Source organism: Brevundimonas sp. GW456-12-10-14-LB3 (assembly GCF_059424365.1).
On sequence record NZ_JBWKZJ010000006.1, the window covers coordinates 46,321 to 72,606 of the forward strand.

The window sequence follows — 26,286 nt, forward strand, 5'->3', positions numbered from 1 at the left end:
CCCCCCGTTCGGCCCATTCATTCGAGCTCGAACCGGAGCCTAGGTTAGGCCCCTGAACGTCGCAACGATTTTAATAGATGCGGCTGGACGTGCTGGAGCCGCTGTCCTTGGGGGGAGGCGGCGATGACCCGCTCGCAGATGTCGGCCGCCCGCGTCCTGCACGCGGCCTCTGGCCTGATGTTCTACGCTCCCTTGGAAGAGATTCCCGAGGACGAGCGTGATGCGACGCAGCGGTGGTCCGGCTCCGCTCAGGCGGTCGCCAAGTCGATAAGGCGTGGGCGGCGCCATCCAGGATTGCCCGTTCGGTAAGGATCGGCGACGCAGAGATGAAATGTTGATGACGCCTGTCAGCTTGGTCTGATCGCTCCGTCTCTCTGTCGTCTGCGCCTTCGGCAGACCTCGGGGGATCACACCAATGAACATCAAATCGCGCTATCTGGCGGCGGCGGGAAGCCTGGCCCTGGTCGCGGCCTTCCCGCAATGGGCGGCCGCCCAATCGCAGTCGCAGTCGCAGTCACGGTCCGCCACGACCGAGGCGGAAGAGGTCGCACAGCCCAATCCCGCCGTCCTGGATGACGTCGTCGTCACCGGCTATCTGCAAGGTCTGCGTCGGTCGATCGACGAGAAACGCAAGAATGACATGATCTCGGACAGCGTCAGCGCCGACGACATGGGCAAGCTGCCGTCGTCGAACCTGACCGAAGCCGCATCGCGCATTCCCGGCGTCTCGGCCGTTCGCAACCACTTCACCGGCGAAGGCGACCGGGTCGTGATCCGGGGCATGGCGACCGAGTACAACGCCTATGCCGTCAACGGCGTCCGCATGGGCGGCACGGGGTCGCCGAACGACAACTTCTTCCGCGGGGTCCGGCTCAGCTTCCTGCCGACCTCGGGCGTGGACGCCATCACCGTCTATAAGAGTCTGCTCCCCTATATGGACGGCGACGCCATCGGCGGGACGATCGACATCAAGACGCCGACGGCCTTCGATTACGCCCCGACCTATGCGGCCGGTTCGATCGAGGGAACCCTGCTGCAACAGCGCGATGACCGAACCTCATGGGCGGCGGACGTCGCCTTGGGCAAGCAGTTTTCGGACCGGTTGGGTCTCTACGTCACCGGCAACTATTCCGAGCGCGGGTCTCAGTTCGAGCAGATCGGCAACTCCGGGGACAACATGCCCCGCACCTGGTACAGCACGACCCACAGTCTTGATTTCGATCCCAAAACCTTCGTCGCGCGGGGTCTGGAGATGTCCACCGGCGACACGGATGTGACCCGCTGGGGTTTCAACGGCTCGTTGGACTACCGCGGCGACAACCACAGCTTCCACCTGCGTGGTCAGTACAATGAATATGAGGAAACGCAGTTCAGGAACCGTCTGAACTTCCGCAACGAAGGCGGAGGCAAGGTCTCGGCCCGTCTGGAGCAGAAGGACCAGACGCGAGGCGACCTGGTTCAGCCCGCTGACGCCGTCGTCGGCTACGACCCCAAGCTGGGGGCGATCTACAACTACACCCCCGCCCAGATCGTGGACCGCGACAATGACGGGAAGATCACCGACGCCGACAAGGGCGCCGCCGGCTTCTACAGCCTGAACGGCGCCTCGGGCGTCTGGGACCCCAAGGGCTTCCGTCTGCGCCGCTATTGGGAAGGCGGCACGACCGAGGGCGTGCTGCAACTGATCAACCTGGGTGGCGAAAGCCGGTTCGGCGCCTTCACCCTGGACTATGACGCTTCCCACTCGGAGTCCGAGGACAACATCATCGACAGCTACGACATGTATTTCGGCCGCAACGCCTATCTGTGGAAAGGCAATGAGGGGGTCGAGATCGTCAGTCAGGATGATCCGCAGTATTTGAAATGGGTGCTGAACCCCGCCGGCATGGCCGCCGTTCAGGATCTGAAGGAATACACCGCCTCCGGTCTGAGCGGCGAATACGGCGGCGCCAAGGAGATCTTGAATCAGGCCCAGTTCAACCTGCGCTACGAACCCGCCGGCTCCTGGCTGCAAGAGGTGCGGGTCGGCGCCAAATACTACAAGTCCGAGCGTGAACGCCGTAAGGGCACGCTGATCGACCTGGCGCCCAAGGGAACCATGGCCGACTATTCCGCCCTCTTCGGCGAACCGGTCACGGACATGTTCGACGGCCGCTATACCGGCCTCTACCAACTCGGCGCCGTCATCGACACGGGCAAGATGATGGCCGAGATCGATCGCGCCAAGGCAGGGAACTCCACCCTGCTGACCTTGAAAAACGAGGAGTCGCTCGATTACGACTCCACCTGGTTCTACGACGAACAGGTGGTGTCGGCCTATGTGATGGGTACGGCCCGTTTCGGCGCCGCCGAGATCATCGCCGGTGTTCGGATGGAGGACACCGACAACGAAATCCGCGCCTGGACGAAAGATCCGGTGCGGGGCGAAGACTACGCCCTGGACAACACCGGCTTCACCAACTGGCTGCCGTCGGTGCATCTGAACTATGATCTGACGTCCAACGCCAAGCTGCGCGCGGCGATCTGGACCAGCGTGTCGCGTCCGGACATCAACCGGATGACCTCGGTCAAGGAGTACAGCTACGACCGAGATCCCGACGGCGACGGCAAGGACAATCCGACCAAGGAGTGGGTCCTGACCGGCATCGTGCAGGGCAATCCCGGACTGAAGCCGATGACCTCGATCAACTATGATCTGTCGGCGGAGTATTACAACGGCCGGACAGGCGCCTATTCGCTGGCCCTGTTCTACAAGGACCTGGACAAGTTCCTGTTTCGCTCGTCGTCCTCGGTGATCCGCGACGGCACCTTGGGCGAGTTCGACGATCCATCCGGCATACCGGTCTCCATGCCGATGAACGGTCGCAAGGCCGAGATCCACGGCGTGGAGATCAACGCCCGTCAGCAACTGCAATGGCTGCCCGCGCCGTTCGACGGCCTGGGCGTGGCCCTGAACGCCACCATCCAGCGGTCGTCGGCCGAGACCGGCCTGTTCTGGCACCCGCAAGGCTACACCCTGCCGTTCATGGAGACCCCAGACCACATCGTGAACCTGGAAGTGTTCTGGGAACGCAACGGCTGGGAGGCCTATGTCGCCTATAACTATCAGGACAAGTCGCTCGAAGACATCGAGGACTTCGGCAACGACCCCTATGAGCAGGACTACCACTTTGTGGACCTGATGATGCGGCGTCAGATCACGCCGAACCTGACGGCGACCTTCAAGGTGCAGAACCTGATGGACAGCTATACCTACTACTACACCTTCGGCTCCGGGAAGGGCGGCGTTCGCGACTATATCGAGAACGGCCGCTATCTGAGCCTGAACCTGAACTGGCGTCTCTGACGACGTCCGGGCGCTCGCGGAAGACACCGCGAGCGGCCTCTTCTTCTCCAACCGAGGTATTCCCATGCGTCTGTCCCTGCGTCTCGCCGCGGCCCTGTCCTGCAGCGTTCTGGCCTTCGCCGTCGTCCCGGTCGCCCAGGCTGAGAGCCTGCCCGAACGGGTCATTGTCAATCTGACCGAAACGCCGGCCACCAGCCTGGCCTTCAACTGGCGCGCCGAAGCCGGGGGCGGGGAGGGGTTTATCGAATATGCGCCCCTGACGCCCGGACCGGCCTATCCTCAGACTGCGGTGCGGATCGCGGCGAAACGCACCGCTGCCGCCTTCACGACCCGCGATCAGGAGCAGGTTTCCGCCGACTACTACAGCGTTCAGCTGACCGGCCTGACGCCGGACACCCAATATGTCTATCGCGTCGGCCGTGAGGGCGCCTGGTCGGCGTGGCGTCAGGTCAGAACCGCCGCCGCCGAGGCCCGCCCCTTCACCTTCCTCTATGTGGGCGACGTCCAGAACGACATCCGCTCGATGGGCGGCCTGGCCGTGCGTCGCGCCCTGCGTCAGACGCCGGACGCGGCCTTCATGCTGTTCGCCGGCGACCTGATCAATCGGGCTGACAATGACGGGGAATGGGGCCAGTGGTTCGACATGGACCCGCATCGGCTGGCGGAGACCCCGTCGCTGATGACGCCTGGCAATCATGAATATATGAAGCCCGAAGGCGCGGAGGCGCAGCAGCTGGCGCCCCAGTGGCGGCTTCAGTTCAACCTGCCGGACAACGGCCCCTCCGAATGGCTCAGCGAAACCGTCTATCGCGTCGATTATCAGGGGGTGCGCGTCATCTCGCTGGACGCCGACATGATGGATGAAGACCCTCAGTCGGCGCGTGATCAACTGGCCTGGCTCGAGGGTCAGTTGACGGACAATCCGGCGCGCTGGACCGTCATCCTGATGCACTATCCGCTCTATTCGACGGCTAGGGGCCGAGACGGCGCCGAGTTGCGGGCGGTGCTTCAACCCGTGCTGGATCGCCATCACGTCGATCTGGTCCTGGCCGGTCACGACCACACCTATGGACGCGGGCGGCCGCACGATCAGGGCCCGGTCTATATGGTCTCCAACGTCGGGCCCAAACAGTATCCGCTGGGCGACATCGACTGGCCAGTCCGCAAGGGCAGCGGGATTCAGGTGTTCCAGCAGATCGAGGCGACGCCGGATCGGCTGACGGTGCGGGCCTTCACTATGGACGGTCTGCTGTATGACGCCTTCCAGCTCGACAAGACGGGGCAGGGCCCGGCGCGCCTGACCGATCTGAAGCCGGCGACCCCGGAGCTGATCCTGCGACGGGAGGACCGGTGATGCGCCGGCGCGTCGGTCTGGTCGGGCTGATCGCGATCGCGGGGCTGGCGGCGGCGCCGGCCCTGGCCGATCCGGTCTGTGGAGAGACTGCGGCCATGTCGCGTCTTCAGACCGACCTGGCCCAGCCGCGCGGCGTCTTGCTGATCGCGGCTCACCGGGCGGGGCATCTGGATGCGCCGGAGAACTCTTTGGCCGCCGTCGATGAAGCGGTGCGCGAGGGCGCCGACATCGTCGAACTGGACGTCAAGGTCTCGGCCGACGGCGTGCCCTTTCTCATGCATGATCGGACGGTGACGCGGACCACCGGCGGCGTCGGCGAGGCGGAAAGCCTCACCCATGGCCAACTGCGGGATCTGCGATTGGCGAACAGCGCCGAACCGCCGCCGACCCTGGTTGAGGCTCTCCGCAGGACGTGCGGTCGGGTGCTGGTCGATCTGGATATGAAGACGGATCGCGTCGCGGCCGTGGTGGCGGTGGTGGAAGGACTGGGGATGACCGACCAGGTCGTCTTCTTTGACTCGGACGGAGAGGTGCTGCGGGCGGTGCGACGGCTCCTACCCCGCGCGCACGTCATGCCGCGCGTCAGCCGTCCAGACGGTCTAGGGGCCGCGCTCGTGGGACTTCCGGATGTGCCAATCGTGCATGGCGATCCCGACTCCCTGACCTCGGACCTTCGGCGCGGCGTGCGCGGCCTGCCGGCGCGGATCTGGGTCAACAGCCTGGGCGAGGTGGATCACGCCGTGGCGAGCGGCGCGCCGGATATCTGCGCTCGTCTGGAGGGGCTGCTGGGGCTGGACGCCAACGTCATCCAGACCGACCGACCGCGCGCACTGCGGCGCGCCGTGACCGACTGCGGGCTTTCGGCGCGTCCGTGATGGAGGTCCTGCCGTCATGGGGGGACTGGAGGCGGGACGCCCTCGATCCGTCCCGCGTTCGGTCAGGCGGCTTTGGCCGGTCCAGCACAGGTCCGACCCCCGATCCGGTCGGCGGCCGGTTCAAGGCGGCGTCGGCGTCGGTGCAAGTGAGGACGCCCCGCCGGGGGTGGGGACTGATACTCGAGATCGTGTTGGGCGAGGACGCCTGGTTCTGCGTCAGCGACGAGACGGGCCTGTGTCCCACGCGCCGCCACAGGGTCAGCGCCGGCGCGCCCTTGCGCCTTCGCCTTCCGGTTCGGGCGGACGGTGGCTACGACCTGACCGTCTCCCGCCTGGGCGGTGACTTCAGGGAGCGATTTTCGGGGCGGCTGACGTCGAAAGAGCGGGTCAGAAGCTGCGGCTGATCGCCAAGGTCACTGTCGGCCCAGTAAGGATGTATTCGCGCAGATCCTCCGATCCCGAACCGAAGGTGTACCAATAGGTATGACTGTTCAGCAGATTGCGGACCTGGATCGAAGCGAAGCCGTCTGCGCCCCACCGCCGCCGAAGACTGACGTCCACAAAGCTGTAGGGCTGTTCGTACGGGTCGTTGGCGAAACTATCCATGCCTTCCAGGAAGCCCGACTGGCGGTTCCAGCCGGCCGCCGCCTCCCATCCGCCGCCTTGCCAGAACAGTTCGACGCTCGCCAGGGTCTCGGGCGTCTCGGTGAAGGGGAGGCGATCGCCGCGGCGCCAGCTGATGTTGGCGTCGGCGCGGCTGACCTGCCAGGTCAGATTGGCCGAGACGCCCAGGCCGTCCAGCGGCGCGGGCGCCCAGTCCAGATTGTGACGGATCGCCAGTTCCATTCCGCTGATCCGCGCCTTGCGCCCGTTGGCGTAGGCCCGCACGGGCGCGCCGTTCTCCTCCCCCCGCTCTATCAGCCCGCCGTCGCGGATCGAGCTGGTGGAGGCCCGATAGAGGAAGTTGCGGATATCCTTGTGAAACAGGGCGGCTGACCAGGCCGTCGATCGACCATAGCGTTCCAGCGACAGATCATAGCCGACCGCCTCCATGGGTTTCAGATCCGGATTGCCCTGGCGGATTTCCTGAAGGGTCCAGTCGGTCTTGGGATTGGTCTTGCCGTCGCGGTCGGGATCCTGATCATAGACATACTGCCGCGCCGTCGTCATTCGGGCGATGTCGGGCCGGGCGAAACTGGTCCAGACCGCAGCCCGCAACACCCTGTCGCCGTCAAGGGCGCGCCGCAGATGCAGCGACGGCAGCACATTGGTGAAACTGTTGCGGCGATGGTCTCGGCCGTCGCCACGAAGCGCGTCCAAGATGGGATAGCTGACGTCGGATCGGGTGTGTTCGATCCGGACGCCGCCCGTGATCTGGGTCTCGTCCCATCGGGCGGCGGCCATGACATAGGCGGCGGCGTCCTGTTCCTTCAGCCGAAAGCGTTCTGTGCTGGTCTGAGCCTTGAACTTGGGATCGATGGTGAAATAGGCGCTGTCCCCGCGATAGGCCCGGTCGATCTCGGCCGCCATCCGCCGATTGTCCAGGACGACGCCCAGGCGGTGGTCGCCGACATAGCGGCCGTCGAACAGGTCGGTGACCGGCGTACCGAACAAGCCGTCCAGGTCGGCCAGGGTTTCCGGTCCGATCAGGTCGGGCCGGGCGGCGCCCGAGTTGCGGCGGCTGGAGCGCATGTATCGCCCCCCGACTTGTATCGACTCCAGCCAGCCGCTGCTCGGCGTATAGGTCAGATCGAACTGCGCCTGGCCCAGGGTTTCGGACGTGCGCTCCCACTCCTCGCCCAGATGTCTAAAATCAAAGGCGGCGGGGTCCTGAACCGCAGCCATGCCTGCGGGGTTGAGCCCCCACAGCCGAAAGCGCGGGTCGCCGGTCTCGATCACCTTTATCCCGCGATTGCCCAGCCATTCGACCGCGTCCGTCCGGAATTCCAGAAGCGCGCCGCCGTCCAAATCATCCCTTGACCGCGACAGCGACAGGTCATAGGCGATCCGCCAGGGACCGCCCCATCGCCGTCCGCCCAGGTTCAGGGAAGACAGGAGGCCCGATTCACGGGTCGATTCCCAGAACCGTCTCAATCGGAACCCCATCGGATCCCACACGCCCGAAGCGCCCGCCAGGCTGTAGACGGAGCGGACCTTGCGGTCGGCGTCGGTGATCCGTCCGTCTCCGTCCACATCCTTCACGTCTGCGGTCGAATAGCCGTAGATGCGCCCCAGGCTGGGATCAGACCCAACCACCATGGCGTCCGGCTGAGCCAGACCGGTTCTCCGGCTGTCCACCTGGACCAGCCGCTCGGTCCCCGCCAGGCCGTCGTTTCGGAAGTTCAAACGGTTTCGATACTCCTCGCCCTCATAGCGGTTGTACTGAAGCCGCAGGTGAAGGTCCTGGTGCGCGCCGCGCCAGTCCAGGCTTCCGTTCAGACCCAGGCGACGCACCTCGGTCTCGCCGACCGCCAACTCCATGCCCCTCATGACGAACCGGTCGAAATCCCAGCCGGTCGAATAGACGGTGTCGAACCAGACCGGCGGCAGGTCGTCGCTGTCGCCGCCGACCATCTCGAACTGCGAGCGGGCGTCGCTCCAGTTGGCGGCGACGAACAGACCCAGCCGATCGCCGAACCGATGCGAAACCGCCAGGGCCGCCTTGCCCGACTGCGGTCGGTCGAACCGGGTCAGCCAGCCGTGCTCGACCGACAGCCGCACATGGTCGTGGTCGGCGTCGAAGGCTGTGGGGGTCTGGATGTCGATCAGCCCGCCCAGGGCGTCGCCGTCCAGATCGGGCGTCAGGGTCTTTCGCACGATCAGGTTCTGGATTCCCTCGGGCGGCAAATAGCTGAGGCGGACGCCGCGATAGAATTTGTCCGCCCGCGACCCGGCTCCGCCCAGACGTACGCCGTTGATCCGATAGGCGTTCCATTCGGTGGACATGCCCCGAACCGTCAACCGGTCGCCCTCGCCGGTCTGATGGTTGCGGACGGCGTTGACGCCAGGCAGGCGCGCAAGACTTTCCGCCAGATTGTTGGTCGGCAGCAGGCCTTGATCATCGGCGCTGACCACATCGCTGACGCCGTCATAGGCGCGTTTGATCGCCAGGGCGTCGTCGATCGCGCCCTTGCGTCCCAGGACCACCACCTCTTCGAGCTCGGCCGCAGGCTGGGGCTGGGGCTGAGGTTGCGGCTGGGCGCGCTCGACGATCAGGGTCCGGCCCACGATCCGGCCCCGCAGATCGGGGTGGGCGGCCAGCAGCCGGTTCAGGGCGGTCCAGGCGGTGGTTCGGGCCTGTACCCCCGGCGTGCGGCGGCCCCCCACCAGATCGGCGTCCGCCAGCACCGCCAGACCCGATTGGCGCGACAGCGCCCGAAGAGCCTCGGCCATGGGGCCGCTGGATATCTGAAATCTATGGGCTGTTCGGTCAGGTGTGGACTGAAGGTCCCGAGCTTCAGCCTGTGCCGGCAGAAGTCCCGCCGCAAGCCACAGGCTCGTCGCCGCTACGGCGCTCCACAGCCTTGCACGGCCCGCCCCCATGCCTGGCTCACCGCTCGATCAGCAGACGGCCGGAGGCATCCCTGCGAAGGGTCAGGCCCTGCATGTCCGCGATGGTGGTCAGGACGTCCTGAGGCTCAGAGGCGGCGAACCGCCCGCTGATCCGGCGGCGGCTCAAGGCGGGATCGGCCAACTCGGCCTTCAGCCCCGGCGATCGGCGCTTCAACTCGATCAGCAGGTCGGCCAAGCTCATATTGTCCGCGTCGATCCATCCCTCGGTCCAGTCCGGCGTCGTCACATCGGCGTCCAGCCGCTGGATCGGCCCGGCGGCGCCGTCGCTCAGCAATCGGCGGCCGGCGTTCAGAACCTGGCGGCGCTCGGGATGGTTCAGTGGAACCACCTCGACCCGACCTTCCAGAACCGTGACCTCCACCGCCCCGCCGCTGCGTTCATCGACGTTGAAGCGCGTGCCCAGGGCCGTGATGCGGTGGGTCGCCGTAAGGACGGAAAACGGACGTTTGGCGTCCTTGGCCACTGAGAAGAAGCCTTCGCCGCTGAGCCAGACGTCGCGCCGCTCCGGTCCGAAGGCCGTGCGGACGCGGCTGTCGCCGTTGAGCTGGATCAGGGAGCCGTCCTCGAGCGCCGCCTGAAGACTTTGCCCCGCCACGCCCTCCAGCCTTTGTTCGACGACGACGGGCGCGGACGGCCACATCAGCACGGCCAGCGCCGCGCAGGCCGCCGCCGCTAAGCCGCCAACCCAAAGCCGTGAAGACCAGCGGTGGAACAACCGAGGCGCAGGATGGAGGCCGACGCGCCCAGAACGTCCGGCTTCGGCCGCCAATCTCGCACTGACCGCGGCAAGGGCGGGATCGGTCAGTAGGCGCTCCTGGGCGTCCAACAGGCGCGCGCGGTCCGGGGCCTCCGCAAGCCAGGCGCGCAGCGCCTGGTCAGCCGCTGCGTCCATCTCGCCGCAGCGGCGCCGGTCCGCCCACAGGGCGGCCTGTTCTTCCGGGGTGGGCGCAGACGGCCTCATCGGGTGCGCTCCATGTCCACCGCGCGGCGGACCTCGACGGCCGCGCGGCTGAAGTGTTTCTGGGCCGCCTCGACTGAAATGTTCAGCCGTGTGGCGATCTCAGCGTAGCTGAGATCAGCTGACTGTCTCAGCACGAAGACTTCGCGCCTCAGCCGCGGCATGCGCTGAAGCGCACGGGTGAAAAGGTCCGCTCTCTGCTTCATGTCGAGAACCTCGAATGGAGAGGGGGCGTCCGACGCCGCCGCCTCGTCGATCGTCTCGCCGGCCGAGGGAGAGGCGAGGCGCCTGCGATCGCTCAGCAGATTCAGGGCCACCCGGAAGGCGTAGGCCACCGGATCCTTCAGCGGCGCAGCCTGAGATCGCGCCAGGACGCGGGCGTAGGCCTCCTGACTGATGTCGTCGGCGTCCGCATCATTGTGGACGCGGCTGCGGACGAAGGCGCGCAGACGCACGGCGTTCTTGGCCAGCAGTCGTCCCGCACCCAAATCCTGAACTGACATCCCATCCCCGTGGGCCCACCCGTTGGGCCGCGCTTTTACGGCTCAACGATGACGTTCCGAAAACAGTCCGGCGAATAATCGCGGCGACGGCCTTCGCCGACCAAGACGGTCAGGCGCTCATTGACGGGGAGGGCCGACGACGACGGATGACGTCTTCTGACGCATCGCCCCAATTGCCGAGATCGCCGCTCTTGCCGAGTCGCGTCGCTTGCTGCCAAGTTTCCCGAAAAACGAGGAAATGTGAGCGTGCGCCAGTTGAAGAAGATCCTGATCGTCGGGGGCGGTTCGGCCGGCTGGATGGCGGCGGCCTTGTTCTCCCGCCTGTTTCGGGGGCTTTACGACATCACCCTGATCGAATCGGAAGCGATCGGCACGGTCGGCGTGGGCGAAGCGACCATTCCGGCCATCAAGACCTTCAACGCGCTGATCGGTTTGGACGAGGCCGACTTCATGCGGCGGACCCAGGCCAGTTTCAAACTGGGCATCCAGTTCATCGACTGGGACCGGATCGGCTCCAGCTACATCCACGGCTTCGGCGTCATCGGGCGCGATCTGGAGTGGCTGCGCTGCCACCAGTACTGGCTGAAGATGCGCGCTGCGGGTCGCGCGTCGGACTTCGCCGCCTATTCGATCAATACGGCGGCGGCCTTGCAGAACCGTTTCATGCGGGCCGATCCCCAGAGAAATGGTTCGCCGCTGGGCCATATCGCCCACGCCTTCCATTTCGACGCCGGTCTCTACGCCAAATATCTGCGCGGCCTGTCGGAGGCGGCGGGGGTGCGACGGCGCGAGGGCAAGATCGCCTCGGTTCAGTTGCGGCCCGACGACGGCTTCGTCCAGTCGGTGACGATGGAGGACGGGGCGGTGGAGGCGGCCGATCTGTTCATCGACTGCTCGGGCTTTCGCGGCCTGATCATCGAAGAGGCGATGAAGACCGGCTATGAGGACTGGACCCACTGGCTGCCCTGCGACCGGGCCCTGGCCGTGCCCTGCGCCCGCACCGAACCCTTCACCCCCTACACGCGCGCCACCGCCCGGCCGGCCGGGTGGCAGTGGCGCATTCCGTTGCAGCACCGCACCGGCAACGGCCACGTCTATTCCAGCCGCTATATGGACGAGGCGGAGGCCGAACGGATTCTGCTGTCCAATCTGGATGGGGATCAGCTGGCCGAACCCAATCGCATCCGTTTCGTCGCGGGCAAGCGACGCCAGGTCTGGAACAAGAACTGCGTCGCGGCCGGTCTGGCCTCCGGTTTTCTGGAGCCTTTGGAATCCACCAGCCTGCATCTGATCCAGTCGGTCCTGACCCGTCTGGTGCGACTGATGCCGGACGGCGGTTTCGACCCGACCACCATCGCCGAGTTCAATCGTCAGATGGACTTTGAATATGAGCGGATCCGCGACTTCGTCATCCTGCATTACAAGGCGACCTATCGGGACGACACGCCCTTCTGGCGGGATTGCCGCGACATGGCCGTTCCCGACACCCTCCAGCGCAAGATGGACCTGTTCCGCGCCAACGGCCGGGTCTTCCGCGAGGACGACGAGCTGTTCACCGAGGAAAGCTGGATCCAGGTCTTCCTGGGCCAGGGTGTGATCCCCGCCGGCTATGATCCGCTGGTCGACGTCACGCCCGAAGCGGAGATCGAGCGGTTCCTGAACGATGTGGAGACGGTGATCGGCAAATGCGTGGCGGTCATGCCGTCCCACGCCGACTATGTGGCCCGGGTCTGTTCCGCGGTCGCCGCCTGACTCGTCCGGCGGATTGCAGGCCTTAGAACCGTCCAGGCCAGGAGGGCGGCGATGGCGGCCAGGGCGCCGTTCATGGCCCAGGCCGCGGAGTCTTCGTAATGGGCGCCGTGGCGAACCAGGTGTGTCAGCACGACCAGCCCCAGGGCGACGGCGGAGACGAGCCGCAGGATGCGCGACAAGCGCGCCGGTTCGACCCAGACTGACAGTCCCAGGGTCGTCCCCGTGACCAGACCCCAGACCAGCAGGGGCGTCGAGGCGGCGGTGGAGGACAAGCCCAGGACAATAAGGGCCGAGGCGGCGAAGGCGAGGGGTTGGCTCCAGACGGCGCCGATCCAGATCCGTTCCCATCGCGGGGCGGGGCGGCCCTTGTCGCGTCGCCGCGCCAGCCAGATGGCGACGCCGCTGGCCGTCACCGCCGTCAAGGCCAGACCCAGCAGTCCATAGGCGATCTTGACGACGATGCCGCCGAACCAGCCGAAATGCAGCGGCCCCAGGGAGGCCAGGATCTTTTGCCCCAGGTTCGGCTCAGCCGTGCGGCTGATGTCGAGCAGGCGACCCCGTCCGTCGAAATAGAGGTTGGAGCCCGCCATCACCCGATTGGGTTTGGCGACATTGACCACGACCGTCTGTCCCTGTTCGGCAGGATGTTCGATGCTGATGAAGGTCGGCCGCGCATCGGGCGCCAGCCGCTGGGCCGCCTCGACGGCGGCGGCCAGATCGGGCGGGGCGACGGCCGGGCGCGGATCGTCGGGAATGACCGGAACGAACAGGGCGTAGGCCTTGGAGGTGTCGCCCTGGAACATGGCCAGGGCCAGAATTCCGACGATGAGGGTGCTGAGGCCCAACAGGGCGCCCGTCAGCGAGACGATGACGTGAAAGGGCAGGGCCCACACACCCGCCCGATTGTGCAGATCGGCTTCCTGCAGCCGCTTGGCGCCGCCCCAGCGTAGATGAAAGGCGTCCTTGAACACGCGCGGATGGGCCAGGACGCCAGAGATCAGCGAGGACAGAAGGGCGACCCCCGCCAGACCCACGACGAAGCCGCCCCAGGCGCGGGGCAGATGCAGGGCGGTGTGCAGCAGGACCATGAACTCAGTCCAGACGGCCTCGCCTTCATCCCCCAGTCGCCCGGCCGCATCCGCGGCGTAGCTGCGTTCCACGCTGTCGGCGTCCGTGCTCACCGTCAGGCGAGGCAGGTCCGGTGTGGGGGGCAGGATGCGGACATGCTCCACCGTCGTCGAGGAACGAGCGATGGCCTGTTCCATGGCGGTCTGCAGGGCGGCCGGCGTCACTGCGGCGATGGGCGTCGCATTCGGCTGTTCCCAACGCTGGAACTCCCGCGCGAAGACGGCGACCGATCCTGAGAAACAGACCAGATAGATCAAGGCTGCGAAGGCCAGGCCGAGGGCGGAGTGGCCTGCCAGGACTGACCGGACGAATCCAGCCGGGACCTTGGGCCAGATGGGCTTGCCGGCCTTCTTGGGATCGAGGCGGTTGTCCTTCATCGTCAGAACCCCTTGAGCATGGCGGCGGCGAAGGTCGCCAGGCTGACACCGACCAGGACGGCGGTGGCGCGCAGGATCTTGTCGTCGGCCAGGGTCCAGGCCATGGCGGCGCCCCACAGCAGGGGCGCCAGCAGCCCGCCCAGCACCAGCCGGGTCTCGGCCGCGCCCGGACAGAAGGCGACGAAGGCGATGGCGGTGCCCATGGCGGCGATCATGCCGATCGGTCCGGCCAGAAGAGCCCGAAGCCAGCCGCGCCAGGCCTTGGCGCCTCGGTTGGACGGTTCGGGCGCCAGGCTGCGTTCGGCCCGTCCGCGCGCGGTGCGCCGCTCCATGCCCCAGGCCACCACCAGAAGGACGCAGACCGAGATCAGCGTCACGGCGATGAAGGGACCGCGCGCCGGCCCCAGCCAGAAGGCGTATGCGAAGGTAAGTGTCGCCAGCAGCGCCCAGCCGCCGACGATCCACAACGGGCGGCGCGCCGAGCGATCCCCCCAGGCGCGGCGCAGCAGCCGCGCCCCGCCGACCCCGCCGGCGATCAGGGGGATCGACGCGAGGAGGGTGGTCGCCTCGGGGCTCACCAGCGCGCCTGAAGCATCAGGCCGACGACCCGCGGATCGCCCAGAACGGCCTGGTTCGTCTGGGCGCGGTCGTAGCTCATATAGTGTTCGTCGAAGAGGTTTTTGGCGTAGACATAGGCGCCCCAGGGGCCGGTCTCATAGCCGATCTTTCCATTGACCAGGGTGCGGCCGCTGACGCGGCTGTCGCCCTGGCTGAATCCGGTGCTGGTGAACACCTCGGATCGATAGTTGGCGTTCAGATTGGCGACGAAGCCGTCGCCCCAGCGGTAGTTGCCGCCCAGGGCCAGGGTCCAACGGGGGGCGAACGAAAACTCCGAGCCGGTCAGATCGCTGGTCTGGCCGTTCACCGTGGTCGTGAACTCGTCGAACTGGGTGCGGGTGTAACCGGCAGAGGCGTACCAGTCGAAGGTGGACGAAAGCCGGTGCGCCGTCTCGATCTCGAAGCCGTACAGATGCGACCGACCGGCGTTGACCGTGTGGCTGTCGTACAGGTTGATGCCGAAGTTCACATTGACCTGCTGGTCAGTCCAATCGACATAGTAGGCGTTGGCGTTGACGGTCAGGGTGCCGTCCAGCCAGGCGGAGCGCAGGGAAGCCTCATAGTTCCAGGTGTATTCGGGATCATAGGCGAACAGCTGGGATCGGGCCGTATTGCTGCTGGATCCGCCGGAACGATAGCCGCGCTGGACGACGAAACCTGCGGTCACGTCCGGCGTCAGGTCGTAGAGTACGCCCAGCTTCGGCAGAAAGGCCTCGAATTCTCGCGTGGCGGGGGGCGTGGCCGATCCCGCCTGGGCCACCATGGCGGCCACCCCGGCATTGATTCCGGTCACAGCCAGATACAGGGGCGAACCCGCCGCGCCGAAGGCCGCCGGATCGGGATAGACGCCGGCGAACCGGGCCGATTGCGTGACCTGGGTGGTGTTTTCCTCATGATCCCAGCGGAAGCCGCCCACGATCGACAGGCGGTCGGTCAGGTTCCACTCGCCGTCGCCGAACAGGGCGTAGGTCGTGACCTGGGCGGGAAAATCGCCCGTATAGTCCACGGGAATGACGGGCAGGACGGCGGCGTATTGGGCGGCGATAGCGGCTGCGGCGGAGGTCGGGAAGCCGCCGGCGCTCAGGAGGCCCGCAATGGTGTTGACCGGCGTCGGCACGTCGGTGCGGCTGGCCGAAATGCGCCTCTGATCGCGATCATAATAGAAGGCGCCGATCAGGCCGTGCAGACGGTCGCCTTGATAGTTGAGGCGCAACTCCTGGGTCAGGGTCTCGAAGTCGTCGCCGTTCTTGCCGTAGCTGACGGCCTGGGCCGTCCCGTCGCCGTCGTACTGAACACGCTGGGCCACATCGCTCCAGGAGGTCACGGCCGAGATCGACAGCCGGTCGGACAGCCTTTGGGTTAGCTCAAGGGTCGCCAGATCGGCCTCGACATGGCTCAGGTTGGCCGTGTCCGAGAAAGCCCGCCGGTTCTCGTAGAAGTCCGGCGCATTGGTGTTGGTGTAGACGAACAGGTAGCCGCCGTCGCTTTCGAACCGGGTGTAGCCCAGGCGCGCCTCGAATCCCGGCAGAGCCTTGGGCGTCCACAGCAGCCGTCCCCGTACCGTCAGACTGTCGACCGGGTCTTCAGGCTGGTCCAGGGTCACATTGTGCGTGAAGCCGTCGCCGTCCCGCTTTTCAGCCGACAGGCGGAACGCCAGCTCGTCCGCGATAAGAGGCCCGCCTCCGGCGACCGCCAATGTGGTTTCGTCAGGCGAGGCGATGGTGGCGCGGGTGCGAAGGTCCCAGTCGAAGGTCGGGTCCACGGTCCGCATCACCACGGCGCCGGCCAGGGCGTTCAGACCTTGCAGCGTCGATTGCGGTCCGCGGAAGACCTCCACCTGACGCATGTCCCAGACGTCGGTCGGACCGTTGAACGTGATGGCGGCGGGCAGGGGCGCGCCATCGACATAGATGGTCGCCAGGGAAGAGTCGCCGCCGCCCGACACGCCGTTGTTGTTGATGCCCCGAATCGTGAAGCCGTTGTGGCCGTAGGTCTCGGACATGTTGGCGGTGCGCTGGAAGATTTCGGCCAGCGACTGGATGGCTTCTTGGTTGATCCGGCGCGCGGTGACGACGCCGACGCTGGTCGGGGTGTCCTGCAACGAGCGATCCGTCTTTTCGCCGGTGACGACGACCTCATCCAGCGTCGTCGTCTGATCGACCGTTTGCGCCCTGGCCCCAAGCGGGCTCAGAGCCAGAACGGCGATGGCCGTAGAGGCCAGAAGGTGAAGTCGCGACATGGCATCCCCCGCTCGCTGAGTTCGTGCGGAGCGCCGTAAAAGGGTCAGTAATGCGAGTCAATCGCATTCTCAAAATAATCTGAGCCGTTCCGATGTTTCGGCGGATCGGGTCTCAGTCGGCGGTGAGGATGGCCTTAACCCGCCGGGCCAGTTCGTCCATGGCGAAGGGCTTGGTCAGTATGTGCATTCCCGGGTCGAGGTGGCCGTGGCTGAGGACGGCGTTCTCGGCATAGCCGGTGACGAACAACACCTTCAGATCGGGTCGGACCGCGCGCGCGGCGTCGGCCACCTGGCGCCCGTTCATCCCACCGGGCAGACCGACGTCGGTGATCAGAAGGTCGATGGGCCGGTCGGTATTCAGGGTCGCGAGCCCGGCCTTCCCGTCCTCGGCTTCCAGGGTGGCGTAACCCAGTTGGCCCAGGACTTCAGAGGCCAGCATCCGCACCGTCGGTTCGTCGTCCACGATCAGGATCGTCTGGCCCGCCGTCGCCTGGGGCGTGTCGGCGGCGCTCGGCGTCGGCTCGGGCGCTTCGGCCGCGCCCAGGTGGCGGGGCAGGTACAGGCAGACCATCGTCCCTTGGCCCGGTTCCGAATAGATTCGGACCTGTCCGCCTGACTGGCGGGCGAATCCATAGATCATCGACAGGCCCAGCCCCGTGCCCTGGCCGATCGGCTTGGTGGTGAAGAAGGGTTCGAAGGCCTTGGCCACGACGTCCGGCGTCATGCCTTCGCCCGTGTCGGACACGCACAGCGACACATATTGGCCCGGCGGCAGTTCGCATTCCGCCGCCACCCGCTCGTCCAGCCAGCGATTGCCGCTTTCGATGGTCAGTTTCCCGCCCTCGGGCATGGCGTCTCGGGCGTTGATACACAGGTTCAGCAAGGCGTTTTCCAACTGACCCGGATCCACCAGCACGGGCCACAGACCGCCCCCGTGCACGGCTTCGACGGTGATGCCCGGCCCCATGGTACGCTGGATCAGCTCCTCCATCCCCCTCGCCAGCCGGGCCAGATCGGTGGGGCGAGGGGCCAGGGTCTGGCGACGCGAGAAGGCCAGCAGGCGGTGAGTCAGGGACGAGGCGCGGCGCGCGGCGCCCTGGGCGGCGGTGATGAAGCGATCCGCCTCATTGATCCGCCCTTCGGCCAGCCGCTTGGCCAACAGATCCAGGCTTCCGGTTATGCCCGTCAGCAGATTGTTGAAGTCATGGGCGATGCCGCCGGTGAGCTGTCCGACCGCCTCCATCTTCTGGGATTGGCGCAGAGCCTCCTCGCTCTTCATCAAGGCGGCGGTCCGCTCTTCGACTTGACGTTCCAGAGAAGCCGCCAGGTCCGCGAGGTTGCGCTCGACCCGTCGGCGTTCCGTCGCGGCGCGAGTCCGCTCGGCCACGTCGCGGATGAAGGCCATTTCGTCTTCAGGCCATGCACGGGTCGTGGCGTGGTTCAGATAGAGCAGGGCCACCAGACCGCCCTGTTCGGTCAAGGGCATGTTGACGAAGGCGCGCGCGCTGATAGCCTCCAGCGCCTGGGCCGTCTGGGACGTGCGGGGGTCCAGCCGCGCGTCGGCGATTACGGCGGTCTCGCCGCGCTTCAGCTCCTCGATGTAGGAGCCGTAGTCGCGGAAGTGCAGCACGCCGGCCAGCGTCTTTATTCCAGGCGCGTTCCAGTCGCGGTCGATGGTGATCGTCTCGGCCTGTCGATCGACCAGGCCGTAACCGGCGCGGCTGACCTCCAGGGTGCGGCCCAGAACCTGGGCCGCTGCGTAGGAGATGTCGGCGGGGTCGTCCAGATCGCGCAGGGCGTCCGACAGCTCCACCAGGGCGGTCCGCATCTTCTGGGACCGCACTTCGCGGGTGATGTCCTGGGTCACGCCCGCGATACGAAGCGGCGCGCCGTCCGCATCGCTGATCAGCACGCCGCGCGCCTTCATCCAGCGGGTTTCGCCCTGGGGCGTCACGATGCGGTGGGTGATGTCGTAGTCCGCGCCGTCGTTAATCGTGGCGTCGCTCTGGGCGCGAACGGCGTCGCGATCCTCAGGGTGGATCAGCGACTGACGATCCTCATAGGTCATCGGCCGATCGCTCGGCCATCCCAGCAGGGCCTTGTAGGCCTCCGAGGCCGCCAAGGATCGGCTGGCGACATCCACGCTCCAGGCGCCCAGCCCGCCGGCGGCCATCGCCAGCTCAAGTTCGCGCTCGCGTTCCTGCGCAAGGGTCAGGCGGTTCGTCAGCTCCGCCGACAGGGCGGCGTTGCGGGATTTCAGCCCCTCGACCTTTTCCCGGTCGCGTGTGACGTCCAACTGACTGGCGAAGAAATAGGCCAGGTCGCCGTAGCCGTCATAGACCGGCGCCAGCAACAGGCGGTTCCAGAAGGCGGACCCGTCCTTGCGATAGTTGCGGATGTCGATCTCGATCGGCGCGGCGTCTTTCACAGCCCTGTGGATGCGCTTGACCGTCTCCGGCTCGGTCTCCGGCCCTTGCAGGAACCGGCAGTTTCGACCGAGAATTTCGGACCGCTCATAGCCGGTCAATCGGCAGAAGGCGTCATTGGCGAAGACGACCGGATTATCTGGCAGACGAGGGTTTGTCACAATCATCGGCATGCGGGTCGCCCGCACCGCGGCGACGAAGGGATCGGTCCCGCGGTCGATTCCAGCGACCTCATTGGCGATTCGCTCGGCGTCCAGGGCCTCCACCTGACCGTCGTTGGCGTTCCGCCTGTCCTTGTCCAAATCTCGCATCCTCAAGTGATCCGCCGAAAGGGCGACGCTTAGAACACCCCCGAGGGCAGTTCGGTTCTAAACAGATTCACAGGTTTAGGTTCGATCCTTTCCCCTCGCGTCGCGCGGAAAGGATCGAAAGCGGCCAGCCGCCGTCGGCGCGCCTCAATGCTGGACGAACGGGGCTGGGGTTTCTATGATCGCGCCAGACCGTCGGGGTTTCGCCCGCGGCGTCTTTTCGCGTGGGTTTGACGACGTGCTGAACAAAATTTTCGCCTGGTGGAATGGGGCCACGATCGGCACCCTGTTTACGATCGCCAAGCGCGGCCGCTTCGTCGGGACCGATGAGTTCGGCAACAAATATTACGAAGCTAAGGACCACTCCAGCTATGACGGCCGCAAGCGTCGCTGGGTCGTCTATGAAGGCTATGCCGACGCCACCAAGGTGTCGCCGGACTGGCACGGCTGGCTGCGTTACACCTTTGACCTGCCGCCGACCGAGGCGCCCCTGTTGCGTCGCCCGTGGGAGAAGGACCATCTGCCCAATCTGACGGGCACGCCCATGGCTTGGCGTCCGCAGGGCTCGCTGGCCGCAGAGGCCAAGCGCCCGGCCGCCACGGGCGATTATCAGGCCTGGACGCCCGAGTGAGACGGAATCGGCTGCTGACGGCTGGGGCGACCCTCGTGCTGGCGCTTAGCGCCGGGGCGGTCACCGCCAGCGTCCTTCAGGATGCGCCCCGCGACGCGCGTCCGGTTCAACAGGATCCGATCGGCGAAATCCTGAGAAACACGCCGGCGACGCCGGCCGTCCCGACCGAGACGGCCCCCTCTGGCACGCCTGCGCCTCGCGCGCCGATCGCCGTCTCTCCTCCACCGTCGGTTCAAATCGCCGAGGACGCGGCCGTGGCCGAAAAAGCCGAGGAAGAGGTCGAGGCGGAAGCGCCGGTGGCCGAAAAGCCGATCGAACAGCCCGAGACTCCAGCCCGCCGTCAGCGGCGCAAGTTCGCCGTCATCCAGGCCCTGGACAAGACCACGGCCGAGACGATGAAGTTCGAGGTCGAGGTCGGCGGTCGGCCGGTCCGGTTCAACAAGAATCTGATCTTCACCGCCCGCGCCTGCGAAGTCTCCACGCCCGACGAACTGACCGAAGACGCCATCGCCTATCTTCAGGTCGCGGTTCAGAGCCGAGGCGCCGCCTCGGCCGAGCCGCGCCAAGTCTTCCGCGGTTGGATGTTCGCCTCGTCTCCGGCCGTCAGCGGGCTTCAGCACCCGAACTACGACGCCTGGGTCGTAGGCTGTAAGAACTGAGCTGGGCGGGCGGCGACATGGCGCCTCGGCCGCTGAAGAAGACGGAGACCATCGAAATCCGTCTGCCGCACGACACCAAGACGGCCTTCATGGCGCGTTGCCGCGCCGAGGGCCGCACCGCCAGCGACGTGCTTCGCCGTTTCATCGACGCCGAACTGGCCGCGCGTCCACGCCGGTTCGACGGCCGCCTGCTCCTGGCGGCGGTTCTGGCCGCTCTGGCCCTGGGGGGCGTCGCCGCGCCGTCCCTGGCTGAGAGCGTGACGCCGACCCGAACCGCCTTTGATCGCCTGGACCGCGACCATGACGGCCGTCTTAGCTTCGAAGAGTTCCGCGCCCGCTAGAGCATGATCGTTTCGGACGGAACCGCTTCGCGGTTCCTCCTCAACGGATCAGGCTCTAACGGATCGGGACGAAGAACCGGCCTCCGCGCAACTGGGTCCAGGTCCAGGGCTTGACCAGGGCCGCGCCCGGCTTCCAGGACCAGGCGATGAACTCCGCTCTCCCTATGATGTTCTGGGCGGGCAACAGACCGACCCCGACCGAGGCGGGCCAGCGCCCGTCCAGCGAGTTGTCGCGATTGTCGCCCATCATCAGATAACGGCCGGCCGGCACCCGATAGATTTCGGTGTCGTCGCCGGGCAGGTCGGGACCGCCGTCATAGGTGACATAGTGTTTGCCGTTGGGCAGGGTCTCGGCCACCAACCGCACCGTGCGGGCCGGATCGTCATGGTCTTGGGTGATGCCCAGCCGGGTCTGGGGGATAGGCCGGTCATTGACGAAGACGGTTCCGCCCCGCACCTGAACCGCGTCGCCCGGCAGGCCGATCACCCGTTTGATCCAGACCTGTTTCGGATCGCGCGGCAGGCGGAAGACGACGACGTCGCCCCGCCGGGGCTGACGCTGACCCAGCCGACCCTCGCCCTCTGGACGGCCTGCGGGCAGGGAGGCCCTGCTCCAGCCATAGGCGAATTTGGAGACGACGATGTAGTCGCCGACCACCAGTCCCGGCTCCATCGAGGAGCTGGGAATGGTGAAGGGCTGGTAGGCGATGGTGCGAAAGGCCGTGGCCAACACGAGGGCGACGATCACTGTCACAGCAATCTCAAACGCGTCGCGCCAGAGGGCGCGTGCGGGGAGGGGCGGGGTGTTTGAAGCGGCTTGGGTCATGCGCCTGAAGAGGCCGCATCCCTTACGCCGTCGCCAGCGCGAACCTGTCCGGACGCCGGAATAGCGTGTCCGGACAGCCGGAAATCAGCCGCCCGCCGTCGCCAGCGCGACGGCCTCGGCGCCGCTCATCGGACCCCACAGGGCGGTCTCGTCGACGACAGTCCTGAGCGCCGGCTTCAGGCGACGCAGATAGGCCGCCTGGGGCGTCTCGACCGCCCCGAACTGGCTGAGGTGTTCGGTCAGGAACTGAGCGTCCAACAGGGTCCAACCGCCCCGTCTCAACCGTGCGACCAGATGCACAAGGGCGACTTTTGAGGCGTCCCGCTCGCGGCTGAACATGCTTTCGCCGAAGAAGGCGCCGCCCAGGGAGACGCCGTACAGCCCCCCCACCAGCCGTTCGTCCTTCCAGCATTCGATCGAATGGACATGGCCCTGGGCGAACAGGGCGGCGTACAGGCGGCGGATCGGGGCGTTGATCCAGGTGTCCTGGCGCTCGGGTCCCTGCGCCGCTGCACAGCCGTCCAGCACAGCCTCGAAGGCCGTGTCGACCCGCACCTCGAAGGGTTCGCTTCGGACGGTGCGGCGCAGGCGGGTGGGGATGTGGAAGCCATCCAGCGGGATGACGCCGCGCTGCTCGGGCTCGATGATGAAGACGCGCGGATCGTCGCGCGACTCGGCCATGGGAAACACGCCCCGCGCGTAACAGGCCAGCAGGTCCTCGGGGCCGAAGCCGCCGAACGGCCCGCTGGCGCTGTAGTCGGGGTCGGTCAGGCGTCGCCCTTCTGACGGGCGGCCCACTTCTCCAGCCAGTGGATGTCATAGTCGCCGGACAGGATGTCGGGCTCGGCCAACAGGCGCTGGAACAGGGGGATGGTGGTGTCCACGCCGCCGACCACGACCTCGTTCAGCGACCGCTTCAGGCGGGCGATGGCCTCCTCGCGGTCGCGGCCGTGGACGATCAGCTTGCCGATCAGGCTGTCGTAATAGGGCGGGATCGAATAGCCGGCGTAGATGGCGCTATCCAGCCGCACGCCCAGGCCGCCCGGCGCGTGGAAGTCGGTGACCTTGCCCGGCGAGGGCGTGAAGGTCTCCGGATTTTCGGCGTTGATCCGCACCTCGATGGCGTGGCCCTGGAACTTGATGTCCTCCTGGGTGAAGGAGAGCGGCAGGCCGGCGGCGATGCGGACCTGTTCGCGCACCAGATCGACGCCTGTGATCATTTCCGTCACCGGATGCTCGACTTGCAGGCGGGTGTTCATCTCGATGAAGAAGAACTCGCCGTCCTCCCACAGAAATTCGATCGTGCCGACGCCCAGATAGCCGATGGCGGCGATGGCCTTGTTGACCGTCTCGCCGATCTTCTTTCTGCCTTCAGCAGAGAGTGCGGGCGAGGGGGCCTCTTCCAGCACCTTCTGGTGACGGCGCTGCAGCGAGCAGTCGCGTTCGCCCAGGTGGACGACATTGCCGTGGCTGTCGGCGATGACCTGGATCTCGATGTGGCGCGGCTTCTGGAGGTAGCGCTCCATATAGACGGCGCCGTTGCCGAAGGCGGCCTTGGCCTCGGACTGGGCGGTCTGAACGGCCTCGACCAGGTCGTCAGGCGTCAGGGCCACCTTCATGCCGCGTCCGCCGCCGCCGGCCGCCGCCTTGACGATCAGGGGGAAGCCGATGGACTTGGACGCCTCGATGGCGGCCTCCACCGTCTCGACCTCGCCGTCCGAGCCGGGGACCACGGGAATGCCGGCGTCCTTGACCGTCTGTTTGGCGGTGATCTTGTCGCCCATGACCCGGATATGTTCGGGCTTGGGTCCGATGAAGGTCAGGCCGTGCGCGCCCACGATCTCGGCGAAGCGAGCGTTTTCGGACAGGAAGCCGTAGCCGGGGTGGATCGCCTGGGCGCCGGTGATCTCGGCCGCCGCGATGATCGAGGGGATGTTCAGATACGACTTGGCCGCCGAGGCGGGGCCGATGCAGACGCTCTCGTCGGCCAGCCGCACCCACATGGCGCCGCGGTCGGCTTCGGAGTGCACGGCGACGGTGGAGATGCCCATCTCCTTGCACGCCCGGTGGATGCGAAGCGCGATCTCGCCGCGGTTGGCGATCAGGACCTTGGTGAACATCAGGGCGCCTTAGGCTTCCAGCAGGACGAGGGCTTCGCCGTACTCGACCGGCTGGGCGTCGCCGACCAGAATCTCGGCCACCACGCCGTCGCGCGGCGCCTGGATCGGGTTCATGGTCTTCATGGCTTCGACGATCAGCAGGGTCTGACCCTTCTTCACCTTGTCGCCCGGCTGGACGAAGGGCGCGGCTTCCGGCGAAGGCTGCAGGTAGGCGGTGCCGACCATCGGCGACTTCACCTCTTCGCCGGCGCGGGCGACGATGGTGGCGGGGTCGGACGGCATGGCGGCCGGCGCGGCGACGGCGGCCGCAGGCGCAGCGGCCGGAGCCGGGGCGGCGGCGTACTGGACGGGGGCTGCGTTGACGGTGACCTCGCGCGCCACGCGGATGCGCAGCTCGCCGCGCTCGACCTCGACCTCGGTCAGGTCGGTCTCGTTCAGGATCTCGGCCAGCTGGCGAACCAGGGACGCGTCGATCTCGGCGTGTTTCTTGTCATCGGCCATTGGATTGCGCCTTTGTCTTTCGTCTTGGATTGCGAACGGGTCGGCCCTCAGGCGCGTTCCCGGATCTGGGTCAGGGCCGCCTGCACGGCCAGTTCATAGCCTGCCGCGCCGAAGCCGGCGATGACGCCGGTCGCCGCGGACGACACATAGGAGTGATGGCGGAACGCCTCGCGCGCCGCCGGATTGGACAGATGAAGCTCAATGACCGGTATGGTCAGGGTCTTCAGCGCGTCGTGCAGGGCGACCGAGGTGTGGCCATAGGCCGCTGGGTTGAGGATCAGGGCCTGCGCCTTCTCACGCGCCTCCTGGATCCAGTCCACCAGCACGCCTTCATGGTTGGTCTGGCGGAACACGATCTGCGCCTCGCCCGCCGCCGTCACGCAGCGCTGTTCGATGTCCGCCAGGGTGTCGCGGCCATAGATCTCCGGCTCCCGCACCCCGAGAAGGTTCAGGTTAGGGCCGTTCAGCACATGGATGACGGACGTGTCGGACATCGGTTCTCGAAACGAGGCTCCGGAATCGGGCGACCTCTGACGGTTCAGGGCCGGCCTTGTAGCTCAGGCGCGGCGCGGGTCAAAGCGCAGCGTGGAAACGGCTTGACCTAACGTCATCCGCGCGGGCGTCAACGGATTTCCCGTCGGAGGGGCGAGAAGGCGGGGAAAAGGGGGAGAACGGATGGGTTTGGTGGGCGCTAGCCTTCCGTCTCCCCATCACCCACCGCCGTCGTCCTCGGGTCAAGCCCGAGGATGACGAATAGGGGTAGGCGACGAATAGGGGTAGGCCATGTGAATGCGGCGGCGCATCATGCCCTCCGCGCCGAAAAGCGCTATGACAAGCCCACATAGGATATCGAGGCAGACGGTTTGCGTATTCAAGTCAACGGCGATCCACGCGAGGTCTATGCGACGACCGTGACGGAGCTGGTCGAGGAACTGGCGCTGGACCCCCGCAAGGTGGCGGTGGAGCGTAATCTGGAGATCGTGCCCCGGTCGCTGCACGCCGTCACCGCCCTGGCCGAGGGGGACCGGATCGAACTGGTCCAGTTCGTCGGCGGCGGTTGATCAGACCTTGAGGATGGGGCCGGGATAAAAGGCGACCTGCCGGTCGGCCGTCAGCAGTCGCATTCCCTCGGCCATGGCCTGGGCGATAAGCAGCCGGTCGAACGGGTCGCGGTGGATCAGCGGTAATCCTGCCAGTTCCAGCGCGTGCAGGCTGGTCACCGGAATTTCCTCATAACCCGCGTCCAGCAACTGGCGGCGGAACACCAGGGCGTCCACGTCCAAGTCAGGTCGCTTCAGGCCGTGCTTGACGACGACCTCCCAGATATTGACCGCGCTGAACACCAGTTGATTGTCGGGATCGGCCATCAAGGCTTGCGCCTTGGCGGGAAGCCGTGCGCGATCCTCCGACGCCCAGAGCAGCAGGTGAGTGTCGATCAACAGCCTCATTGGCCCTCGTCGCCCTCGTGAACGCCTTCGCCATAGACCATCGCCTCGATTTCGGCCTGACCCATGGTGTCGAAGTCGTCAGGAACTTTAATCTGACCCCGCATGAAGCCGAACCGACGCGAGGTGTCGATCGGCGTCTCCTCGATGGGAACCAGTTTGGCGATCGGCTTGCCTGCCTTGGCGATGGTGATGGTTTCACCCTTGGCGGCCCGGTCCAGCAGGCGCGACAGGTGGGTCTTGGCCTCGTGGACGTTGACCGTTTCCATGCGTCGCTCCCGGTGAACTTAGTCCACTTAGTCTAGT

At 66.4% G+C, this 26,286-nt stretch carries 23 protein-coding genes; 9 read left to right on the forward strand and 14 right to left on the reverse strand.

Going from position 1 to position 26,286, the window contains the following annotated elements:
* Positions 1-123 precede the first annotated feature (123 nt).
* The 4 genes from AC07XS_RS04410 to AC07XS_RS04425 all read left to right on the forward strand — a co-directional run bounded on the left by AC07XS_RS04410 (position 124) and on the right by AC07XS_RS04425 (position 5,575).
* Positions 124-309, forward strand: coding sequence for a hypothetical protein (locus tag AC07XS_RS04410; protein ID WP_054765350.1), 186 nt, complete (start codon positions 124-126; stop codon positions 307-309).
* A gap of 106 nt (positions 310-415) precedes the next feature.
* The gene (locus AC07XS_RS04415) at positions 416-3,346 is read left to right on the forward strand and encodes a TonB-dependent receptor (RefSeq protein WP_054765351.1); all 2,931 of its coding nucleotides are present in this window, start codon (positions 416-418) and stop codon (positions 3,344-3,346) included.
* Positions 3,347-3,410: 64 nt separating this feature from the next.
* Positions 3,411-4,700 (forward strand): purple acid phosphatase family protein, encoded by a 1,290-nt coding sequence (locus tag AC07XS_RS04420; protein WP_182713691.1) that lies wholly within the window; start codon positions 3,411-3,413, stop codon positions 4,698-4,700.
* Complete coding sequence (locus tag AC07XS_RS04425) at positions 4,700-5,575, forward strand: glycerophosphodiester phosphodiesterase family protein (RefSeq protein ID WP_182713690.1); 876 nt, start codon at positions 4,700-4,702, stop codon at positions 5,573-5,575. Before AC07XS_RS04420 ends, AC07XS_RS04425 begins: the two co-directional genes overlap by 1 nt.
* 387 nt (positions 5,576-5,962) lie before the next feature.
* Here the strand turns inward: AC07XS_RS04425 and AC07XS_RS04430 are convergent, their stop codons facing one another.
* The 3 genes from AC07XS_RS04430 to AC07XS_RS04440 form a co-directional block, all read right to left on the reverse strand.
* Positions 5,963-8,968: a TonB-dependent receptor gene (locus AC07XS_RS04430; RefSeq protein ID WP_182713689.1), complete on the reverse strand. Its 3,006-nt coding sequence runs from the start codon at positions 8,966-8,968 to the stop codon at positions 5,963-5,965.
* Positions 8,969-9,125: 157 nt separating this feature from the next.
* Positions 9,126-10,109 carry a FecR family protein gene (locus AC07XS_RS04435; RefSeq protein ID WP_054765356.1) on the reverse strand — a complete coding sequence of 328 codons (984 nt, stop codon included), beginning with the start codon at positions 10,107-10,109 and terminating at the stop codon, positions 9,126-9,128.
* Positions 10,106-10,609: a sigma-70 family RNA polymerase sigma factor gene (locus AC07XS_RS04440; RefSeq protein ID WP_182713688.1), complete on the reverse strand. Its 504-nt coding sequence runs from the start codon at positions 10,607-10,609 to the stop codon at positions 10,106-10,108. The genes AC07XS_RS04435 and AC07XS_RS04440 overlap by 4 nt, the downstream gene beginning before the upstream one ends.
* Positions 10,610-10,855: 246 nt before the next feature.
* Between AC07XS_RS04440 and AC07XS_RS04445 the strand changes: the two genes are divergently transcribed.
* Positions 10,856-12,361, forward strand: coding sequence for a tryptophan halogenase family protein (locus AC07XS_RS04445; protein ID WP_182713687.1), 1,506 nt, complete (start codon positions 10,856-10,858; stop codon positions 12,359-12,361).
* On the opposite strand, the gene AC07XS_RS04450 is transcribed toward AC07XS_RS04445, so the two are convergent.
* The 4 genes from AC07XS_RS04450 to AC07XS_RS04465 all read right to left on the reverse strand — a co-directional run bounded on the left by AC07XS_RS04450 (position 12,325) and on the right by AC07XS_RS04465 (position 19,451).
* The gene (locus tag AC07XS_RS04450; RefSeq protein WP_182713686.1) at positions 12,325-13,866 is read right to left on the reverse strand and encodes a PepSY-associated TM helix domain-containing protein; all 1,542 of its coding nucleotides are present in this window, start codon (positions 13,864-13,866) and stop codon (positions 12,325-12,327) included. The two genes, AC07XS_RS04445 and AC07XS_RS04450, sit on opposite strands and share 37 nt — an antisense overlap.
* 2 nt (positions 13,867-13,868) lie before the next feature.
* The gene (locus AC07XS_RS04455; protein WP_182713685.1) at positions 13,869-14,444 is read right to left on the reverse strand and encodes a hypothetical protein; all 576 of its coding nucleotides are present in this window, start codon (positions 14,442-14,444) and stop codon (positions 13,869-13,871) included.
* Positions 14,441-16,723 carry a TonB-dependent receptor gene (locus AC07XS_RS04460; protein WP_182713684.1) on the reverse strand — a complete coding sequence of 761 codons (2,283 nt, stop codon included), beginning with the start codon at positions 16,721-16,723 and terminating at the stop codon, positions 14,441-14,443. The genes AC07XS_RS04455 and AC07XS_RS04460 overlap by 4 nt, the downstream gene beginning before the upstream one ends.
* A gap of 112 nt (positions 16,724-16,835) precedes the next feature.
* Positions 16,836-19,451 (reverse strand): PAS domain-containing protein, encoded by a 2,616-nt coding sequence (locus tag AC07XS_RS04465; RefSeq protein WP_321207968.1) that lies wholly within the window; start codon positions 19,449-19,451, stop codon positions 16,836-16,838.
* Positions 19,452-19,695: 244 nt separating this feature from the next.
* Here AC07XS_RS04465 and AC07XS_RS04470 point away from each other — a divergent pair, with 244 nt between their 5' ends.
* Genes AC07XS_RS04470 through AC07XS_RS04480 form a run of 3 tightly spaced genes read left to right on the forward strand, consistent with a single transcriptional unit; the run spans position 19,696 to position 21,088 of the window.
* Complete coding sequence (locus AC07XS_RS04470) at positions 19,696-20,088, forward strand: NADH:ubiquinone oxidoreductase subunit NDUFA12 (RefSeq protein ID WP_054766897.1); 393 nt, start codon at positions 19,696-19,698, stop codon at positions 20,086-20,088.
* Complete coding sequence (locus tag AC07XS_RS04475) at positions 20,085-20,747, forward strand: DUF2155 domain-containing protein (protein ID WP_182713682.1); 663 nt, start codon at positions 20,085-20,087, stop codon at positions 20,745-20,747. The genes AC07XS_RS04470 and AC07XS_RS04475 overlap by 4 nt, the downstream gene beginning before the upstream one ends.
* Before the next feature lie 17 nt (positions 20,748-20,764).
* On the forward strand, positions 20,765-21,088 hold the full coding sequence (locus AC07XS_RS04480) for an EF-hand domain-containing protein (RefSeq protein ID WP_054765362.1): 324 nt from the start codon (positions 20,765-20,767) through the stop codon (positions 21,086-21,088).
* A gap of 55 nt (positions 21,089-21,143) precedes the next feature.
* Here the strand turns inward: AC07XS_RS04480 and lepB are convergent, their stop codons facing one another.
* The 5 genes from lepB to aroQ all read right to left on the reverse strand — a co-directional run bounded on the left by lepB (position 21,144) and on the right by aroQ (position 25,029).
* A complete protein-coding gene (gene lepB, locus AC07XS_RS04485; RefSeq protein ID WP_182713681.1) occupies positions 21,144-21,914 on the reverse strand; it encodes a signal peptidase I in 771 nt (256 codons plus the stop codon).
* A gap of 84 nt (positions 21,915-21,998) precedes the next feature.
* Positions 21,999-22,685, reverse strand: coding sequence for a leucyl/phenylalanyl-tRNA--protein transferase (aat, locus tag AC07XS_RS04490; protein ID WP_182713717.1), 687 nt, complete (start codon positions 22,683-22,685; stop codon positions 21,999-22,001).
* Positions 22,682-24,034, reverse strand: a complete 1,353-nt coding sequence (gene accC, locus AC07XS_RS04495) for an acetyl-CoA carboxylase biotin carboxylase subunit (RefSeq protein WP_054765364.1) — start codon at positions 24,032-24,034, stop codon at positions 22,682-22,684. The genes aat and accC overlap by 4 nt, the downstream gene beginning before the upstream one ends.
* A gap of 9 nt (positions 24,035-24,043) precedes the next feature.
* Positions 24,044-24,535: an acetyl-CoA carboxylase biotin carboxyl carrier protein gene (accB, locus tag AC07XS_RS04500; RefSeq protein WP_054765365.1), complete on the reverse strand. Its 492-nt coding sequence runs from the start codon at positions 24,533-24,535 to the stop codon at positions 24,044-24,046.
* 47 nt (positions 24,536-24,582) lie between these two features.
* The gene (gene aroQ, locus AC07XS_RS04505) at positions 24,583-25,029 is read right to left on the reverse strand and encodes a type II 3-dehydroquinate dehydratase (RefSeq protein WP_054765366.1); all 447 of its coding nucleotides are present in this window, start codon (positions 25,027-25,029) and stop codon (positions 24,583-24,585) included.
* Positions 25,030-25,398: 369 nt separating this feature from the next.
* Between aroQ and thiS the strand changes: the two genes are divergently transcribed.
* Positions 25,399-25,596: a sulfur carrier protein ThiS gene (thiS, locus tag AC07XS_RS04510; RefSeq protein WP_054766899.1), complete on the forward strand. Its 198-nt coding sequence runs from the start codon at positions 25,399-25,401 to the stop codon at positions 25,594-25,596.
* Here the strand turns inward: thiS and AC07XS_RS04515 are convergent, their stop codons facing one another.
* Both AC07XS_RS04515 and AC07XS_RS04520 read right to left on the reverse strand, forming a co-directional pair.
* Positions 25,597-25,974, reverse strand: a complete 378-nt coding sequence (locus AC07XS_RS04515) for a type II toxin-antitoxin system VapC family toxin (protein WP_494732652.1) — start codon at positions 25,972-25,974, stop codon at positions 25,597-25,599.
* Between the two features lie 5 nt (positions 25,975-25,979).
* Positions 25,980-26,249 (reverse strand): type II toxin-antitoxin system Phd/YefM family antitoxin, encoded by a 270-nt coding sequence (locus AC07XS_RS04520; protein ID WP_152949869.1) that lies wholly within the window; start codon positions 26,247-26,249, stop codon positions 25,980-25,982.
* Positions 26,250-26,286: the final 37 nt, after the last annotated feature.